At 72.1% G+C, this 16,086-nt stretch carries 16 protein-coding genes; 5 read left to right on the plus strand and 11 right to left on the minus strand.

The window, feature by feature from the left end; all coding sequences use genetic code 11:
- The 3 genes from AB0J02_RS05135 to AB0J02_RS05145 all read right to left on the minus strand — a co-directional run.
- Positions 1 to 1,472: L-aspartate oxidase (locus AB0J02_RS05135; RefSeq protein ID WP_363192210.1), on the minus strand; the 1,472-nt coding region annotated here is incomplete at its 3' end.
- Positions 1,469 to 2,455, minus strand: coding sequence for a pantoate--beta-alanine ligase (panC, locus tag AB0J02_RS05140; protein ID WP_363192211.1), 987 nt, complete (start codon positions 2,453 to 2,455; stop codon positions 1,469 to 1,471). The genes AB0J02_RS05135 and panC, both read right to left, overlap by 4 nt.
- Positions 2,452 to 3,318 carry a DUF2520 domain-containing protein gene (locus tag AB0J02_RS05145; protein ID WP_363192604.1) on the minus strand — a complete coding sequence of 289 codons (867 nt, stop codon included), beginning with the start codon at positions 3,316 to 3,318 and terminating at the stop codon, positions 2,452 to 2,454. The genes panC and AB0J02_RS05145 overlap by 4 nt, the downstream gene beginning before the upstream one ends.
- Positions 3,319 to 3,521: 203 nt before the next feature.
- Here AB0J02_RS05145 and AB0J02_RS05150 point away from each other — a divergent pair, with 203 nt between their 5' ends.
- A complete protein-coding gene (locus AB0J02_RS05150) occupies positions 3,522 to 4,673 on the plus strand; it encodes a beta-eliminating lyase-related protein (RefSeq protein ID WP_363192212.1) in 1,152 nt (383 codons plus the stop codon).
- Positions 4,674 to 4,685: 12 nt separating this feature from the next.
- Here the strand turns inward: AB0J02_RS05150 and AB0J02_RS05155 are convergent, their stop codons facing one another.
- Entirely contained in the window at positions 4,686 to 4,907 is a 222-nt protein-coding gene (locus AB0J02_RS05155) for a hypothetical protein (protein WP_363192213.1), read from the minus strand.
- A 197-nt stretch (positions 4,908 to 5,104) separates the two neighbouring features.
- Between AB0J02_RS05155 and AB0J02_RS05160 the strand changes: the two genes are divergently transcribed.
- Positions 5,105 to 6,211 (plus strand): DUF5937 family protein, encoded by a 1,107-nt coding sequence (locus AB0J02_RS05160; protein WP_363192214.1) that lies wholly within the window; start codon positions 5,105 to 5,107, stop codon positions 6,209 to 6,211.
- Here AB0J02_RS05160 and AB0J02_RS05165 read toward each other — a convergent pair.
- On the minus strand, positions 6,208 to 6,885 hold the full coding sequence (locus AB0J02_RS05165; RefSeq protein ID WP_363192215.1) for a response regulator transcription factor: 678 nt from the start codon (positions 6,883 to 6,885) through the stop codon (positions 6,208 to 6,210). The two genes, AB0J02_RS05160 and AB0J02_RS05165, sit on opposite strands and share 4 nt — an antisense overlap.
- A gap of 55 nt (positions 6,886 to 6,940) precedes the next feature.
- On the minus strand, positions 6,941 to 8,143 hold the full coding sequence (locus AB0J02_RS05170) for a sensor histidine kinase (RefSeq protein ID WP_363192216.1): 1,203 nt from the start codon (positions 8,141 to 8,143) through the stop codon (positions 6,941 to 6,943).
- A gap of 184 nt (positions 8,144 to 8,327) precedes the next feature.
- Here AB0J02_RS05170 and AB0J02_RS05175 point away from each other — a divergent pair, with 184 nt between their 5' ends.
- A complete protein-coding gene (locus AB0J02_RS05175) occupies positions 8,328 to 9,326 on the plus strand; it encodes an SAM-dependent methyltransferase (RefSeq protein WP_363192605.1) in 999 nt (332 codons plus the stop codon).
- On the opposite strand, the gene AB0J02_RS05180 is transcribed toward AB0J02_RS05175, so the two are convergent.
- Positions 9,291 to 10,442: an NADH-quinone oxidoreductase subunit D gene (locus AB0J02_RS05180; protein ID WP_363192217.1), complete on the minus strand. Its 1,152-nt coding sequence runs from the start codon at positions 10,440 to 10,442 to the stop codon at positions 9,291 to 9,293. The genes AB0J02_RS05175 and AB0J02_RS05180 overlap by 36 nt on opposite strands.
- Positions 10,443 to 10,473: 31 nt before the next feature.
- Here AB0J02_RS05180 and AB0J02_RS05185 point away from each other — a divergent pair, with 31 nt between their 5' ends.
- Together AB0J02_RS05185 and AB0J02_RS05190 are read left to right on the plus strand one after the other, a co-directional pair.
- Positions 10,474 to 10,998 (plus strand): PH domain-containing protein, encoded by a 525-nt coding sequence (locus AB0J02_RS05185; protein WP_363192218.1) that lies wholly within the window; start codon positions 10,474 to 10,476, stop codon positions 10,996 to 10,998.
- A complete protein-coding gene (locus AB0J02_RS05190; RefSeq protein ID WP_363192219.1) occupies positions 10,995 to 12,347 on the plus strand; it encodes a PH domain-containing protein in 1,353 nt (450 codons plus the stop codon). The genes AB0J02_RS05185 and AB0J02_RS05190 overlap by 4 nt, the downstream gene beginning before the upstream one ends.
- A 133-nt stretch (positions 12,348 to 12,480) precedes the next feature.
- Here the strand turns inward: AB0J02_RS05190 and AB0J02_RS05195 are convergent, their stop codons facing one another.
- The 4 genes from AB0J02_RS05195 to AB0J02_RS05210 form a co-directional block, all read right to left on the minus strand.
- Complete coding sequence (locus tag AB0J02_RS05195; protein ID WP_363192220.1) at positions 12,481 to 13,359, minus strand: hypothetical protein; 879 nt, start codon at positions 13,357 to 13,359, stop codon at positions 12,481 to 12,483.
- Between the two features lie 159 nt (positions 13,360 to 13,518).
- Positions 13,519 to 14,487, minus strand: a complete 969-nt coding sequence (locus AB0J02_RS05200; RefSeq protein ID WP_363192221.1) for an ABC transporter substrate-binding protein — start codon at positions 14,485 to 14,487, stop codon at positions 13,519 to 13,521.
- 63 nt (positions 14,488 to 14,550) lie between these two features.
- Positions 14,551 to 15,219, minus strand: coding sequence for an ABC transporter permease (locus tag AB0J02_RS05205; RefSeq protein WP_363192222.1), 669 nt, complete (start codon positions 15,217 to 15,219; stop codon positions 14,551 to 14,553).
- A complete protein-coding gene (locus AB0J02_RS05210) occupies positions 15,216 to 15,953 on the minus strand; it encodes an ABC transporter permease (protein WP_363192223.1) in 738 nt (245 codons plus the stop codon). The genes AB0J02_RS05205 and AB0J02_RS05210 overlap by 4 nt, the downstream gene beginning before the upstream one ends.
- Positions 15,954 to 16,086 lie beyond the last annotated feature (133 nt).

A 16,086-nucleotide genomic window follows, 5' to 3' on the forward strand; every position in this document is an offset into this window, starting at 1 on the left:
CCGTGCTCGGCAAGGGAGTTGACGGCCTCGGCGTGGATGCGGCCCAGCTGCGCGGCGGCCTCGGCAAGGGAGTCGGCGGAGCGGAGCACTCCCGCGCCCGCCGTCATCACCCGCTGGATCGCGAAGCGGGCCTCCGGCGGGAGGAGGGGGTGGGTCGGGGTCTGCGGGTGCGGCACAGGTGCGGGCACGCGCGCGTGGAGGTGTTTCTCCGCGTGCCGCTCCTGAATGTCCTCAGCGATGCGCTCCGCGTAGACCAGTCCCTCCAGGAGTGAGTTGGAGGCGAGGCGGTTCGCGCCGTGGACGCCCGTGCAGGCGACCTCCCCGCACGCGTACAGACCGGGGACGGTGGTGCGGCCCCGGAGGTCGGTGCGGACGCCGCCGGAGGCGTAGTGCGCGGCCGGGGCGACCGGGATCGGCTCGGTGACGGGGTCGATGCCGTGGGCGCGGCAGGCGGCGAGGATCGTGGGGAAGCGGTGCTCCCACATGTCGGCGCCGAAGTGCCGCCCGTCGAGGTACATGTGCTCGGTGCCGCGCTCCTGCATGCGGCGCGTGATGCCCTTGGCGACGATGTCGCGGGGCGCCAGTTCGGCGAGTTCGTGCTGCCCGACCATGAAGCGCACGCCGTCCGCGTCCACGAGGTGGGCGCCTTCGCCGCGTACGGCTTCGGAGACGAGCGGCTGCTGGCCCTCGGCGTCCGCGCCCAGGAAGAGCACTGTCGGGTGGAACTGGACGAATTCGAGGTCGCTGACCTCGGCGCCCGCGCGCAGCGCGAGGGCCACGCCGTCGCCGGTGGACACGTGCGGGTTCGTGGTCGCGGAGAAGACCTGGCCCATGCCGCCGGTCGCGAGGACCACGGCGGGGGCGAGGACCGCGCCGACACCGTCGTGCTGGCCCTCCCCCATGACGTGCAGGGAGACGCCGGCCGTGCGGCCGTCGGCGTCCATCAGCAGGTCCAGGACCAGGGCGTTCTCAACGGTGTGCAGCCCACGCGCGCGTACCGCCTCGACGAGCGCCCGGGAGATCTCGGCGCCCGAAGCGTCACCGCCCGCGTGCGCGATGCGGCGCCGGTGGTGGCCGCCCTCGCGGGTCAGGTCGAGTTCCCCCTCGGGGGTCTCGTCGAAGTGGGCGCCGGTCGCGATGAGGCGGCGTACGGCGTCGGGGCCCTCGGTGACGAGCGTGCGTACCGCCTCCTCGTCGCACAGGCCCACGCCCGCGACCAGGGTGTCGTCGAGGTGCTGCTCGGGGGTGTCGCCGTCGCCGAGGGCTGCGGCGATACCGCCCTGCGCCCAGCGCGTGGAGCCGTCGTCGAGGCGGGCCTTGGTGACGACGACCGTCGTCAGGCCCGCGGCCTCGCAGCGCAGCGCGGCGGTCAGTCCCGCGACGCCCGAGCCGACGACCACGACGTCGGCGTCGATGGACCAGCCCGGGGCGGGGGCGTGCAGTCGTATGCCGGTTCCTACAGAGGCGCTCATGGGCGGGCTCCGAATGTCAGGGGCAGGTTGTCGATCAGCCGGGTCGTTCCCACGCGCGCGGCGACGGCGAGGACGGCCTCGCCCTCGAAGTCGTCGGTCACGTCGGTGAGGTCGGTCGGGTCGATCAGGGCCAGGTAGTCCAGTTCGACCGGGGGGCGCAGGCGGGCGGCCTCGTCCAGGATCTGACGGGCCGCGGCACGGACGGCCGTGGGGCCGCCCGGGGAGGCGACGGCGTGGGCGTCGGCCGCGGCGCGGGACTCTCCGAGCGCGCCCAGCGCCTGGGCACGCGCGCGCGTGGTCGGGCTTTCGGCGGCACGCGCGCGAAGGGCCTCTTGTGCGGCGTGCCGGTCGCGGCCCGCGAACAGGGCGCTGGACAGCGCGAGCGCGCTGCGCCGCTCGTCCGGCGACAGGTACCGGTTGCGGGAGGAGAGCGCCAGGCCGTCGTCCTCGCGGACCGTGGGCACGCCGACGATCTCCACGTCGAAGTTCAGGTCGCGCACCATGCGGCGGACCAGGGCGAGTTGCTGCGCGTCCTTCTGCCCGAACAGGGCGACGTCCGCGCGCGTGAGGTGCAGCAGTTTGGCGACGACGGTGAGCATGCCGTCGAAGTGGCCGGGGCGCGAGGCTCCTTCGAGGCGCTCGCCCATCGGCCCGCCCGCGATGCGGACCTGCGGCTGTCCGCCCGGGTAGACCTCGTCGGCGGAGGGGGCGAACACGGCGTCGGCGCCCGCCTGTTCGGCGATCTTGACGTCGGCGTCCAGGGTGCGCGGGTAGCGGTCGAGGTCTTCGCCCGCGCCGAACTGCAGCGGGTTCACGAAGACGGTGACGACCACTTCGCCGTCGGCGCCCGCGCGCTCGCGTGCCGTACGGATCAAGGTGGCGTGGCCCTCGTGCAGGGCGCCCATCGTCATGACGACGACGCGCTGCCCGGCACGCGTGCGTGCCCGCAGTTGCCCGCCTTCGTGCAGCAGAGCCGCGCTCATCGCGGGTCCTCCCCACCGGGCGCGAGGACGCCGAGCAGGTCCTCGGCGAGCTCCGGCTTCAACAGGCCGTGGGCGAGGGCGCGGTCGGCGGTCGCGCGGGCCATCGCGAGGTATCCGGCGACGGTCCCCGGGGCGTGCTTGCGCAACTCCGCGACGTGCGCGGCGACCGTGCCGGCGTCGCCGCGCGCCACCGGTCCCGTGAGGGCGGCGTCGCCGGACCTGAGCGCGTTGTCGAGCGCGGCGCCGAGCAGCGGGCCGAGCATCCGGTCGGGGGCGGTGACGCCCGCGTCGCGCAGCAGGTCCATGGCCTCGGCGACCAGCGTGACCAGGTGGTTCGCGCCGAGCGCCAGGGCCGCGTGGTAGAGCGGCCGCATCTCCTCGGCGATCCACTCGGGCTCGCCGCCCATCTCGATGACCAGGGCCTCCGCGGCGAGCCGCAGCTCCTCGGGCGCGGTCACGCCGAACGAGCAGCCGGCCAGTCGCTGGACGTCGATCGGGGTGCCGGTGAAGGTCATCGCGGGGTGCAGCGCGAGCGGCAGGGCGCCCGCGCGCAGCGCCGGGTCCAGGACCTTGGTGCCGTAGCGCCCGGAGGTGTGCACGAGCAGCTGGCCGGGACGGATCGAGCCGGTCTCGACGAAGCCCTCGACGAGGCTCGGCAGCGCGTCGTCGGGGACGGTGAGCAGCACGAGGTCGGCCCGCGCGAGGACTTCGGCGGGCGGCACCAGGGGGACGTCGGGGAGCAGGGTGGCGGCTCGCCGTACGGACGCGTCGGAGACTCCGGAGACGGCGACGGGGCGGTGCCCGGCCAGTTGCAGGGAGGCGGCGAGCGCGGGGCCCACGCGGCCCGCGCCGACGACGCCCACGGTGAGGCGGGCCGGCCGGTCCCTGGGATCGGTGGGCTCGGATCGGTGGTTCGGAGAGGGAAGTGACACGGGACGATGGCCTTCCGTTCCAGTCCGCTCGGGGTACCGGACGATTTCTCGTCATGTTAACGCTATCTGGGCGGGCGGGCCTCGGTTGTCCACAGGCTGTGGGCAAGCGCACGCGCGTGCGACATGATCCGTTGATGAGCGACGCGTACGACACCGAGGAAGACAAACAGGCCGCGCGGCGGCTCGCGGCCTGGCGGGGTGCGGAGCGCACCTTGGCGCGGCGGCCGAACCTGACGACGCTCGGCGAGCGGCTCGCGCAGCTTACGGAAGCGGCGGGATCGGTGACCGACCCCGGCGGCGAGCTCGACTGGTACGGCGGCGGGGTCGTCGCCGAGCTGGAGGCGAAGGTCGCCGCGCTGCTCGGCAAGGAGGCGGCCGCGTTCTTCCCCAGCGGCACGATGGCGCAGCAGGTGGCACTGCGCTGCTGGGCCGGCCGCACCGGGAACTCCACGGTCGCCCTGCATCCGCTGGGCCACCCCGAGGTCCACGAGCGCGACGCCCTGTCCACGGTGACGGGCCTGCGCACGGTGCACCCCACAGGTGAACTGCGTCAGCCCACGGCCGACGAGGTGCACGCCCTGGACGAGCCGTTCGGGACGCTGATGCTCGAACTGCCGCTCAGGGACGCCGGTTTCGTCCTGCCGACGTGGGAGGAGCTGGAGGAGGTGTGCGAGGCGGCACGCGCGCGTGACGCCGTCGTGCACTTCGACGGGGCGCGCCTTTGGGAGTGCACGGCGCACTTCGGGCGCCCGCTGGACGAGATCGCGGCGCTCGCGGACAGCGTCTACGTGTCGTTCTACAAGACGCTCGGCGGGATCAGTGGCGCCGCGCTCGCGGGCCCGCAGTCGTTCGTGGACGAGGCCAGGGCCTGGCGGCACCGGTACGGGGGCCAGATCTTCCAGCAGTTCCCGCAGGCGATCGCGGCGCTGGCCGGCCTGGACCGGGAGCTGCCGAAGCTGCCGTCTTACGTGGCGCACGCGCGCGTGGTCGCACAGGCGATGCGGGAGGGCTTCGCGGCGGCCGGGGTGCCCTGGGCGCGGATCCACCCTGAGGTGCCGCACACGCACGAGTTCCGCGTGTGGCTGCCCTACGACGCCGAGGCGCTCACGGAGGCCGCCGTGTCGCAGGCGGAGCAGACGAAGGTCTCGCTGTTCGGTCGCTGGTCGGCGACGGACAAGGTGCCGGGGCTGTCGATCGCCGAGGTCACCGTCGCCGGGCCGGGCCTGGAGTGGAGCGCCGACGACGTCCGCGCGGCCGTCGCGGACTTCGTAGGGCGCCTGCCCTGAGGCAACAACCGCTCAGCACCCGGCGGCGTGGCCACGGAGGGTGGCGAAGCGGCGGGTCAGGGCCGCGCGGATCCGGCCGCGGGCCGGGCGGCCGGCCAGGACCGCCTCGAAGCGGCGGAAGTCGCGCAGCTCGCGGACGGCGCCCCAGTCGTGCAGGCTCGTGGCGGACCTCACCGGTTCGCCGCGCTGGGCGGCTCGGTAGGCGTCGAGTGCGTACTGCTGGCTGACGGTCATGGCGAACACCTCGCTCGATACATCGATTGTCGCGCTACGCCCCGGAAACAGGCGGGTTGAGCCGGTAACGGCTGCTCTGGCGTGCTTCGGGGCCGATGACCACGAGGTTGCTCCCGCCGGGCGGGCCCGGTCACGTCGATTGACGGGAGCCGTCAATCGACGACCCGGCTGTCAGTGGCGGCGTGCACCATAGGGGCATGAGCGTGCGCATCGACATCACGGGTCTGACGCCCGAGCGGGTCGGCGTCGTGCCCTCGCCCCTGGCCGAGCTCGGCATGGCGCTGCACGCGCTGGCCGAGCCCGCACACCATCCGGGGCTGCAGGGGTGGACGACGAGCGTGTCCGCGCGGCTGGACCCGTGTCTCGCGGACCGGCTGTGCGAGGCGGACTTCCTGTGGCGGACGACGTTCTCGGACGTCTTCACGCCGTCGGCCGGGATCGCCGGGCGGCGCACCCGCCCCGGGGCGACGCTCGGCGAGGAGCTCGATCTGCTCGACAAGCTGTCCGACGAGCAGTTCGTGGACGCGGCCCTGGAGTTCACCTGCCAGTCCACCTATGCGAGCCGGACCGTGAGCCGTCTCGACGACCCGCGCACCCGTGAGCGCGCGCTCGACCTCGCGGCCGCGCGCGGGGCCCACCAAGTGCGTTTCACGCAGCGCCTGCTGGATGATCCGCCCGCCATCAGGTCGTGGTTCCGTGACCTGCTGCGGGACTGCGAGGAGGCCTTCTTCTCGGACGTGTGGGCGCGGGTGCAGCACCAACTGGCCGCCGACGCGCGGCACAAGACGGAGCTGGTGCGCCGCAAGGGTCTCGGGGAGGCCCTCAAGGCCGCCTCCACCGCGGTCTCCCTCGTCGAGGCGGGCCGCACCGTCACCGTGGACAAGATCACCGACGGGGTGACGGCGGCGGAGGACGGCGATCTCGTCCTGATACCGACCAGCATGGGCTGGCCGCATCTGTGGGTGCTGCACCGGGCCGGCTGGCAGCCGGTGATCATGTACCCCGTCTCCTCGCCGGGGCTCGCGGCGCCGCCGTCCGTCGAGCAGCTGACGCTGCGCATGTCCGCCCTGGCTCACCCGGTGCGGATGCGGCTCTGCCGCCACCTCGCGCGAGGTTCGTACACGACGGGCGAGCTGGCCGACGCGCACGGGATGTCGGCGCCGGAGATATCCCGGCACCTTTCGGTACTGAAGAAGGCGGGTCTGATCACGACCCGCCGCCAAGGGCGGTACGTACAGCACCAGTTGGATCTGAGCGTGGTCTCGCGCCTCGGCGGCGACTTCATCGAGGGCGTGCTGCGCTAACCGGAGTGGGCTCCGCCGGCGCGGACGAGTCCCGTCTCGTAGGCGAGGACGACGACCTGGACGCGGTCGCGCAGGTTCAGCTTGGTGAGGATGCGGCCCACGTGCGTCTTCACCGTGGCCTCGGAGAGCACCAGGCGGGCCGCGATCTCGCCGTTCGACAGGCCCTGGGCGACCAGGATCATGACCTCGCGCTCGCGCTCGGTGAGCCGTTCCAGCGCCTTGTGCTGCGGCTCCTTGGACCCGCTGGGCAGCATCGGCGCGAACCGGTCGAGCAGGCGCCGCGTCGTGGACGGTGCGACGACCGCGTCGCCGCTGTGCACGGAGCGGATCGCGGTGAGCAGTTCGCCGGGCGGCACGTCCTTGAGCATGAAGCCGGACGCGCCGGCCTTCAGCCCCGAGAACGCGTACTCGTCGAGGTCGAACGTCGTCAGGATCAGCACCTTCGGCGGATTCGGGTCCGCGCAGATCCGCCGCGTCGCCTCGACCCCGTCCAGCTTCGGCATGCGTACGTCCATGAGGACCACGTCCACCGACGTGGCGCGCAGCACCTCGATCGCCTCGACTCCGTCGCCCGCTTCGGCGACGACCTCCATGTCCGGCTGGGCGGCGAGCACCATCCGGAAGCCGGTGCGCAGCAGCACCTGGTCGTCGACGAGCATGACCTTGATCGACATCGTGCGGGTCCTCACGTCTCGTGGCGACTTGTGCGGGTTCAGTTGCTGGTACGTGTCAATGGGCGGGCTTGAGAGGCAGCAGGGCGCTGATACGGAAGCCACCGCCGGGGCGCGGGCCCGCGTCCAGCGTTCCGCCGACCATACCGATGCGCTCGCGCATGCCGATCAGGCCGTGGCCGCGGCCGTCCGCGCCGCCGTCCTCGTACAGCTCGTGCGGGGCGCCCTGACCGTCGTCCTCGACGAGCAGGCCGAGGCCGTCGTCGAAGTAGACGAGGCGGACGCTCGCGCCCGCGTTCGGGCCGCCGTGCTTACGGGTGTTGGTGAGGGCTTCCTGCACGATGCGGTACGCGGTCAGCTCGACGCCGCTGGGCAGCGGGCGCGGGGTGCCCTCCACCTTGAAGTCGACCGGCAGGCCCGAGGTGCGCACCTGGTCGACGAGGTCCTCGATCTGTTCGACGTCGGGCTGCGGCACGTACTCGCCGCCCTCCTCGTGCTCGCCGGTGCGCAGCACGCCGAGCAGCCGGCGCATCTCGGCGAGCGCCTGCCGGCCCGTGCCGGAGATGGTCTCCAGGGCCTTCTTGGCCTGGTCGGGTGCCTGGTCGAGGACGTAGGCGGCGCCGTCGGCCTGCACCACCATCACCGACACGTTGTGCGCGACGACGTCGTGCAACTCGCGGGCGATGCGCGCCCGTTCGGCCGCGACAGCGACCTTCGACTGGGCCTCGCGCTCCTTCTCCAGGCGGTTCGCCCGCTCTTCCAGCTGCGCCAGGTAGGCGCGGCGGGTGCGCAGCGAGTCGCCGAGGACCCAGGCGAGGGCGAAGGGCACCATCTGGAAGATGGTGACCGCGATCTGCCCCGCGCCGCTGGTCTGCGTCGTGGGCCAGCGCACCTCCGAGAGCGGTGCCGCGCACAGGCCGCACACGAGTGCCAGCCGGGACGCCCAGCGGGTGCCGGTCGCCGCGACGGTGTAGACGATCACCAGCAGGGCGAAGTCCGACGGGTTGACCTTCGCGTCGAAGACCAGCTGGCCCAGGCCCGCGGCCATCGCGAGCAGGAGCATCTTCTCGGGCATGAGGCGGCGCAGCGCCACGACCACGGACAGCAGGACGGCGCAGACGACCGCCGCCACCTCGTTCCGGTGCATCGGCGCCTCGTTGACAAAGCTGACGCTCGCCACGGAGATCCCGAGCAGGATCACGGCCCAGAAGCCGTCGACCCACGTCGGGTGTCTGCGGAGGAAGTCATAGAGGCGCTGCACGTAACCCAGAGTAGGTAAGGCCGCAGCGTGCAGGGGTCAACCGGAGGACCGATCCGCGCCGGGCGCGCGTACTCCGCAAGGTGGAGGCGCGTGTGCCACCTGCGCATAGCCTTCGGGCGTGAAGAACGTAGGAGAGGGCGCGCAGAACGTACGGGAGGGCGCGGGCAGCGGGTGGCGCGCCGCCATGGAAGAGGCGCTGTACGGCCCCCGCGGCTTCTATCGCAGGCCCGAGGGCCCCGCCGGGCACTTCCGTACGTCGGTGCACGCGTCGGCGCTGTTCGCGGGCGCCGTGGCCGAGCTGCTCTGCCGGGTCGACGCGGCGCTCGGGGAGCCGCCCGAGCTGGCCTTCGTCGACATGGCGGCGGGGCGTGGCGAGCTGGTCTCCCGCGTCCTGCACGTACTGCCGGAAGAAGTGGCCGCACGCGTGCGTGCCTACGCGGTGGAGCGGGCCGGGCGCCCCGCGGATCTCGATCACCGGATCGAGTGGCGCTCCGAGCCGCCCGCCGGGATCTCCGGCCTCCTCTTCGCGAACGAATGGCTCGACAACGTGCCCCTGGAGATCGTCGAGGCGGACGCGGACGGCACGGTCCGGCTGGTGCTCGTACGGGAGGACGGCGAGGAGAGCCTCGATTCCGCGCCCCTCGGCCAAGAGCTGCGGCTGTGGCTCGACGCCTGGTGGCCGCTGCCGGCCGAACCGGGGCTGCGCGCCGAGGTCGGGCTGGACCGCGACGAGGCGTGGGCGGCGGCCGTACGCACGCTGGAGCGCGGCCTCGCCGTCGCCGTGGACTACTCCCACGCGCGCGGGGCGCGCCCGCCTTTCGGGACCCTGACGGGTTTCCGGGACGGCCGCGAGACCGCCCCCGTGCCGGACGGCTCCTGCGACATCACGGCGCATGTGGCGCTGGACGCGTGCGCCGCGACCCCGGGGGCCCGCGTCGTCCCGCAGCGCACCGCCCTGCGGGCCCTGGGCGTCACCGGAGGGCGCCCGCCGCTGACGCTGGCGTCCCAGGACCCGGCGGCCTACGTCCGGGCGCTCACGCACGCGGGAGAGGCCGCTGAGCTGACGGCGCGCGGCGGACTCGGCGACTTCGGCTGGCTGATGGAACCCGTGGGCCTGACGGACCCGGTGCCCGTACGCCTGACGGACCTACTTGTCGATGTCGCCGACCACGAAGAACAGTGAGCCGAGGATCGCCACCATGTCGGCGACCAGCGTCCCCGGGAGCAGCTCGGCCAGCGCCTGGATGTTGTTGTACGAGGCGGAGCGCAGCTTGAGCCGGTACGGCGTCTTCTCGCCCCTGCTGACGAGGTAGTAGCCGTTGATGCCGAGCGGGTTCTCCGTCCACGCGTACGTGTGACCCTCGGGTGCCTTGAGGACCTTCGGAAGGCGCTGGTTGACCGGCCCCGGCGGCAGTTCGGCGAGCCGGTCGAGGCAGGCGTCGGCGAGGTCGAGGGCGATGTGGGACTGCTCCAGAAGGCACTCGAAGCGCGCCAGGCAGTCGCCTTCCTGGCGGGTGACGACCTTCAGGGTGTCCCCCAGCTCCCCGTAGGCGAGGTACGGCTCGTCGCGCCGCAGGTCGAAGTCGACCCCGGAGGCGCGTGCGATCGGGCCGCTGACCCCGTAGGCGTGCGCGGCCTCGGCGGACAGGACACCGACGCCCCGGGTGCGGCCCCGGAAGATCTCGTTGCCGAGGACGAGCCGGTCGTAGACGTCCATACGGGAGCGCACGTCCGCGACGGCGGTACGCGCGCGCCCCGTCCAGCCGAGCGGCAGGTCCTCCTTGAGGCCGCCGACCCGGTTGAACATGTAGTGCATGCGCCCGCCGGAGACCTCCTCCATGACGTTCTGGAGTTCCTCACGCTCACGGAAGGCGTGGAAGACCGGAGTGATTCCGCCCAGTTCGAGCGGGTACGAACCAAGGAACATCAAGTGGTTCAGCACCCGGTTCAGCTCGGCCAGCAGGGTCCGCAGCCAGACGGCGCGCTCGGGGACCTCCATGCCGAGCATCCGCTCGACTGCGAGCACGACCCCCAGCTCGTTCGAGAAGGCGGACAGCCAGTCGTGGCGGTTGGCGAGCATCACGATCTGCCGGTAGTCGCGCGCTTCGAAGAGCTTCTCCGCACCGCGGTGCATGTAGCCGATGACCGGCTCCGCGTGCTGGATCCGCTCGCCGTCGAGCACGAGACGCAGGCGCAGCACTCCATGGGTGGACGGGTGCTGCGGACCGATGTTGAGCACCATGTCGGTGCTCTCCGCGGCACCACCGATGCCGACCGTGGCCTGAGTCGTGGGCGTCATGCGGACAGTCTCTCCTACGTAGGGTGGTCCTATGGAAACGGGGACTACAGGGGCCACGGGGCCCACGGACGGCGCCGAAGCACGGCCCGAGGCCGGGCCGGTCTGGACGGGCCTGCCGCCCGGACTGCTGAAACTGCGCCGTCTGCTGCTGGTGCTGTGGCTGATTCCGCTGGCGGCGGCGACCGGCGTGCTGCTCGCGCTCTTCGCGGGTCCCGCCTGGGCGGCGTTCGCCCTGCTCCCGCTGGCCGTGCTCGCCTGGAGCTGGCCGATGCTGGGCCGCAACTGGCGCTCGTGGCGGTACGCGGAGCGGGCCGACGACCTGCTCATCAGCCGCGGTGTCCTGTGGCGTGAAGAAACGATCGTGCCGTACGGGCGGATGCAGCTGGTCGAGGTGACCTCGGGCCCGCTGGAGCGGAAGTTCGGCCTGGCCAGCCTGCAACTGCACACCGCGGCCGCCGCCACCGACGCGACACTGCCCGGACTGGTCCCGGCCGAGGCCGAGCGGCTGCGCGACCGGCTCACCGAGCTGGGCGAGGCCCGATCGGCCGGCCTGTGACGGCCTCGCACGTCCCCGGGGACGTCCCGGCCGAGACGCCCGCCGACACCGTACGAGAGCGGCGCCTGCACCCCGTCACGCCGCTGCGCCGGGCATGGGCCCCGATAGCGGTCCTGCTCGGCTGGGCCTTCCACGACATGGACCAGGCGCAGCGCCAGCTGGCCCACCTCACCGCCACCACGCTGACCCTCGGTCTCGCCGTCCTGGTCCCTGCGGCCGCCCTGTACGGCTTCCTCACCTGGTGGTTCACGCACTTCGCCGTGACGGACACCGAACTGCGCATCCGTACGGGCCTGTTGTTCCGCCGCACCGCCCACATCCGGCTCGACCGCATCCAGGCCGTCGACGTCACCCAGCCGCTGCTGGCCCGCTTCGCAGGCGTGGCCAAGCTGAAACTCGACGTAGTAGGCGCCGACAAGAAGGACGAGCTCTCCTACCTGGGAGAGAAGGAAGCACGCGACCTACGTGCCGAACTCCTCGCCCGCGCGGCCGGGTTCGCGCCCGAGTCGGCGCGCGAGGTGGGCGAGGCGCCGGCGCGTCAGATCCTGCACACGCCCCCGCGCATGCTCGCGGTGGCACTGCTCCTGACGGGCACGCCCTGGGCGATGCTGCTGGCCGCGGTCGCCGTACCGACCTTCCTGTGGTTCGCCACCCACAACCTGTGGACAGTGATCGCGGTCGGGGTGCCCCTGGTCGGCGGGGCGTTCACCAACAGCGCCGGCCGGTTCATCAAGGAGTACGACTGGACGGTCGGCGAGTCCCAGGACGGTCTGCGCATCGACCACGGGCTGCTCGACCGGGTGCACGAGACGGTGCCGCCGGGCCGTGTGCAGACCGTGCGCATCGTGGAGCCGCTGCTGTGGCGGCGGCGCGGCTGGGTCCGTGTCGAGCTGCACGTCGCCGGTTCCGCGAACTCGGTCCTGGTGCCCGTCGCCCCGCGCGAGCTGGCCGAGGACGTCATCGCACGGATCCTGCCGGGCGTCGCGGTGCCCAAGCCGGCCGACTTCACGCCGGCGCCCCGGCGCGGCCGCTGGTGCGTGCCGCTCTGGTGGCGGGCGTACGGGGCCGCCGTCACCGAGTCGGCGTTCGCCGCGCGACAGGGCCTCCTGCAGCGCCGGCTCTCACTGGTCCCGCACGCGAAGGTCCAGAGCGTGCGCCTCACCCAGGGCCCCTGGGAGCGGCTGTGGCGGGTCGCCGACCTGCATCTCGACACGGGTGCCAACAAGAAGGTGACGGCGCGTCTGAGGGACGTACAGGAGGCGTCGGAGCTGTTGCGGGCGCAGGCGGACCGGTCGCGCACCGGGCGGCGGGACGCGCGCCCGGATCGCTGGATGAGCAAGGCCCCCTAGAGCCTGGACGAGCAAGTCCCCGTAAAGCTCTGTACGTGCGCCTCTGCACGGGTACCACTGCACGTGCGCCTCTGTGAGTGCACCTCCGTAAGTGCGCCTCCGTAAGTACGCCTCCGTAAGTGCACAACGGGCATCAAGCCCGCAGCGCGGACCTCAGCCCGCCGACATCGATCTGCTCGGTCTCGTCATGAGCGGTCAGGTCGATGACCTCCTGCTCGGCGAGCGCCTCTTCCCCGATGACGTCCGCCAGGTCCTCGTCCTGCTCCACCGCGGAGCCGCTCGTCCCGAAGAAGTCGAAGCCGCCCTCGGGGACCTTCCGCGCGGGCGCCGCGGGCACCACCGCCGCGGCGACCGGCACGGTGAAGTGGCCGGGCGCCGCGTGGGACTTCCCCCGCGAATCGGCCTCCTCGGCGGCGCCGGGCCGCTCGGGGCGGGCGAGCCCGTCGAGCGCCGCGTTCGCCCGCAGGTACAGGGCCGGGGTGACCGCGCCTCCCGGGCCGGGCGGGGTCGGGCCGGGACTCGGACTCGGCGCCGCGGGCAGTGCCCTGGCCGGGGCGGCGGCCTCTATCGCGAGCCGGCGCCGGCCCTCCAGGGCGCTGGCCCGCTCCGTCTCCGCGTTCGCGTACCGCCGCAGCAGCGCCGCGTGTTCGTTGCGCAGGGCGGCCAGCTCGGAGCGCTTCGCGCGCAGCTTGCCCTCCAGCTTGGTGCGCAGCTCCCGCGACTCCTCGAGGTCGCCCTCCAGCTCCGCCACGGACTCCTCGTGCCGCCAGCGCTCGCTCGCGGCGCCCCGCGTCAGATCGGCGACCTGTTTGCCCGCGAGGCGGTCCCAGCGGCGCATCACGACGGCGCCGATCACGGCGGCGGCCGCGGCGGCGGCGGTGACGCCGCGCAGCACGAGCGGATCGTCCGACAGCCAGACGCCGCCCGCGCAGACGAGGGGCACACCGGCGATCACCGAGGGAGGCAGCAGCCGGTGCAGGGGTGGGGAATGGCGGTGACGTCCACGTGGCATGGCCAGAAACTTACCGCGCGTAGGCGAATCGCGAAGCCCCGCCCGGCAAAATCCGGGCACAGGCGGCACAGAAAACACCGAACTCACTCCAGAAGACGCCCACTTGATCTCCCGCCCCTCTCCCGACCCTCTCCTGCCCCTCCAGGCGACTCCCCAAGATCACTTACCGATGAGGCCCTTGGACTGCAGATAGTCCTTCGCGACATCCGCTTCCTTCTGCCGCTCGGCGTCGACCTTTCGGTTCAACTCGACGAGATCGTCCGTCGTGAGCGTCTTCGTCAGCTTTCCGAGCGTGTCGGATATGCCCTTGTCGCCGGCGTCCTTCGCGTTCACCACCGGAATGATGTTGTCCGCGTTCTGCAGCTTCTTGTCGTCCTCCAGGAGAACGAGGCCGAAGTTCTTCAGCGTCGCGTCGGTCGTGGTCGTCAGGACCAGCTGATCCGTGCCGTTCTTCACGGCCTGCTTGGACTGCGTGGTGCCGACGCCCTTGGGGTCGATCCCCGTGACGTCGATCCCGTAGGTCTTCTTCAGACCCGGCGCGCAGAACGGCCGCTCCTCGCATTCGTCGCCGGCCGCGATCTTGACCTTCTCGCCGGACTTGCCGAGGTCGGAAAGCGTCTTGAGGCTGTGCTTCTTCGCGAAGCTCTCACTCACCGCGAACGCGTTCTGGTCGACGGCCTCACCGGCGTCCAGGACCTTCAGGCCTTGCGGCTCGGCGAGCTTGCGCAGAGCGGCGACCGTGGCGTCGACATCGCTGGAGGCGACGGTCTTCGCATCCGCGCCGTTCTTCTTCAGGTTGAGGAATTCGGCGAGCGTCGCCGCGTATTCGGGCACCACGTCGATGGCGCCCTTGGCGAGCTGCGGCTCGTAGATCTCACGGTTCTCGACCGTCTTGACCGACGCGTCGTACCCGGCGTCGTCCAATATCTGCCGGTACAGCTCACCGAGCACCTTGGCCTCGGTGAAACTCGCGGCGCCGACGACGACCTTGCCCTTCTCGGCACCACCGGCCGAGCTGCCCGAATCGTCCTTGCCCTCGAGGCTGTCGCCACCGCACGCGGCAAGTCCCGCGGTCAGTGCTCCCACCGCCACGGCCGCCAGGGCCATTCGACGCGTCCTGCTGTTCATCGCTCTCCTAGTTGCACTGGTCGGTCGCACTGCCGAAACTCAAGAACACCGGCCGAACACGCGTCACGCCCGCCCCCGCATGGGGTCGAGAACCCGTCCCACCACTACGAACACGCCTTCCACCAGCAGCGCGAGCGCGGCCACGAGGACGGCCCCGGCGACGACCTGGGGCGTGTCCTGGAGGTTGAACCCGGCCGTGATGATCCGCCCGAGCCCGCCCTCGCCCGCCATCGCGGCCAGCGTCGCCGTCGCGATCACCTGCACCGCCGCCGACCGCAGGCCGGTCATCACCAGCGGGTACGCCAGCGGCAGTTCGACCCGGGCGAAGACCTGGCGGCCGCTCATGCCCATCCCGCGCGCGGCCTCCACCACCGAGCGGTCGACCTCGCGCATGCCCACGTACGTGTTCGTCATCAGCGGCGGCACCGCGAACAGCACCAGGGCGATCAGCGTCGGCACGTCGCCGTGCCGGCCCAGCGGAGTGAGGGTCAGCAGGACGAGAACGGCCAGCGTCGGTACCGCGCGCCCCACGTTCGACACGTTGATCGCGAGGGCGCCGCCCTTGCCGATGTGCCCCAGCCACAGGGCGAGCGGCAGCGCGATCAGACAAGCCACGGCGAGCGCGACACCGCTGAAGTACAGGTGCTCGGACAGGCGGTGCCACACCCCCTTCTCGCCCTGCCAGTTGGCCCCCGTGCCCAGCCAGTCGTAGGCCCCCGATATCGCGTTCATGCCACCTTCTCCGGCTCCGCAGCGGCCGCGCTCCTACGTATTCGCGGCCCGCGCGAGGGCCGGCCGGCCGTCACCCGCGTCCACGGGGTCAACCACCGCTGCACACCGAGCAGCAGCAGGTCCGCGAGGATCGCGAGCACCACGCACAGCACCGAGGCGGTGAGCACCTGGGCCTTGAAGTCACTGTCGAGGCCGTCGAGGATCAGCGTGCCGAGGCCGCCGTAGTCGACGATCGCGCCGACCGTCGTCAGCGCCACCGTGGAGACCGTGGCGATCCGTACGCCGGCCAGCAGCGCCGGGAGCGCCAGCGGCAGTTCGACCTCCCACAGCAGCCGCAGCGGCCCGTACCCCATCCCCCGCGCGGCCTCTCTGGCCTCCTCGGGCACGGACTGCAGTCCGGCCAGAATGTTGCGCACGAGAATCGTCAGCGAATACAGGACGAGCCCGGTGACCACGAGCGCGATCGACAGCCCGAAAAGGGGCAGCAGCAGCGAGAACATCGCCAGCGAGGGAACCGAGTAGAACACCGTCGTCAGACCGAGCACCGGTCCCGCGAAAGCCCGCTTGTGCCGGGCGAGCAGCGCGAGCGGGAACGCGATCAGGACCCCGATCGCCACCGAGGCCGCCGTGATTCCGACATGCTGGACGGTCGCGTCGATCAATTCCTGGCTGCGGGTACGCAGATACTCCCCGCACACCCAGTCATTCGCCACCAGGCAGTTCTGCTCGCTCACCCCGCCCACCTCCCCCGCATCCCCGAACGTATGTCAGTCGTCCGTACCTGCGCACGCACGTTTCCCGACTGTCGACGACCCTAGCGGCCACCACTGACAATGGCCGAGACCCGCCCCCTCCCCGCAACATTCC

Origin of the sequence: Streptomyces sp. NPDC050264, from assembly GCF_040655895.1 — a bacterium.
In the GTDB taxonomy this organism is placed as follows: domain Bacteria; phylum Actinomycetota; class Actinomycetes; order Streptomycetales; family Streptomycetaceae; genus Streptomyces.

Excerpts from the sequence above, each read along its gene's own strand:
- AB0J02_RS05175 (WP_363192605.1), top strand. The coding sequence starts at position 8,328 with ATGGAAGAGGCGCTGTACGGCCCCCGCGGCTTCTATCGCAGGCCCGAG.
- panC (WP_363192211.1), bottom strand. The coding sequence starts at position 2,455 with ATGAGCGCGGCTCTGCTGCACGAAGGCGGGCAACTGCGGGCACGCACG.
- AB0J02_RS05155 (WP_363192213.1), bottom strand. The coding sequence starts at position 4,907 with ATGACCGTCAGCCAGCAGTACGCACTCGACGCCTACCGAGCCGCCCAG.
- AB0J02_RS05200 (WP_363192221.1), bottom strand. The coding sequence starts at position 14,487 with ATGAACAGCAGGACGCGTCGAATGGCCCTGGCGGCCGTGGCGGTGGGA.
- AB0J02_RS05185 (WP_363192218.1), top strand. The coding sequence starts at position 10,474 with ATGGAAACGGGGACTACAGGGGCCACGGGGCCCACGGACGGCGCCGAA.
- AB0J02_RS05165 (WP_363192215.1), bottom strand. The coding sequence starts at position 6,885 with ATGTCGATCAAGGTCATGCTCGTCGACGACCAGGTGCTGCTGCGCACC.
- AB0J02_RS05150 (WP_363192212.1), top strand. The coding sequence starts at position 3,522 with ATGAGCGACGCGTACGACACCGAGGAAGACAAACAGGCCGCGCGGCGG.
- AB0J02_RS05195 (WP_363192220.1), bottom strand. The coding sequence starts at position 13,359 with ATGCCACGTGGACGTCACCGCCATTCCCCACCCCTGCACCGGCTGCTG.
- AB0J02_RS05180 (WP_363192217.1), bottom strand. The coding sequence starts at position 10,442 with ATGACGCCCACGACTCAGGCCACGGTCGGCATCGGTGGTGCCGCGGAG.
- AB0J02_RS05160 (WP_363192214.1), top strand. The coding sequence starts at position 5,105 with ATGAGCGTGCGCATCGACATCACGGGTCTGACGCCCGAGCGGGTCGGC.
- AB0J02_RS05205 (WP_363192222.1), bottom strand. The coding sequence starts at position 15,219 with ATGAACGCGATATCGGGGGCCTACGACTGGCTGGGCACGGGGGCCAAC.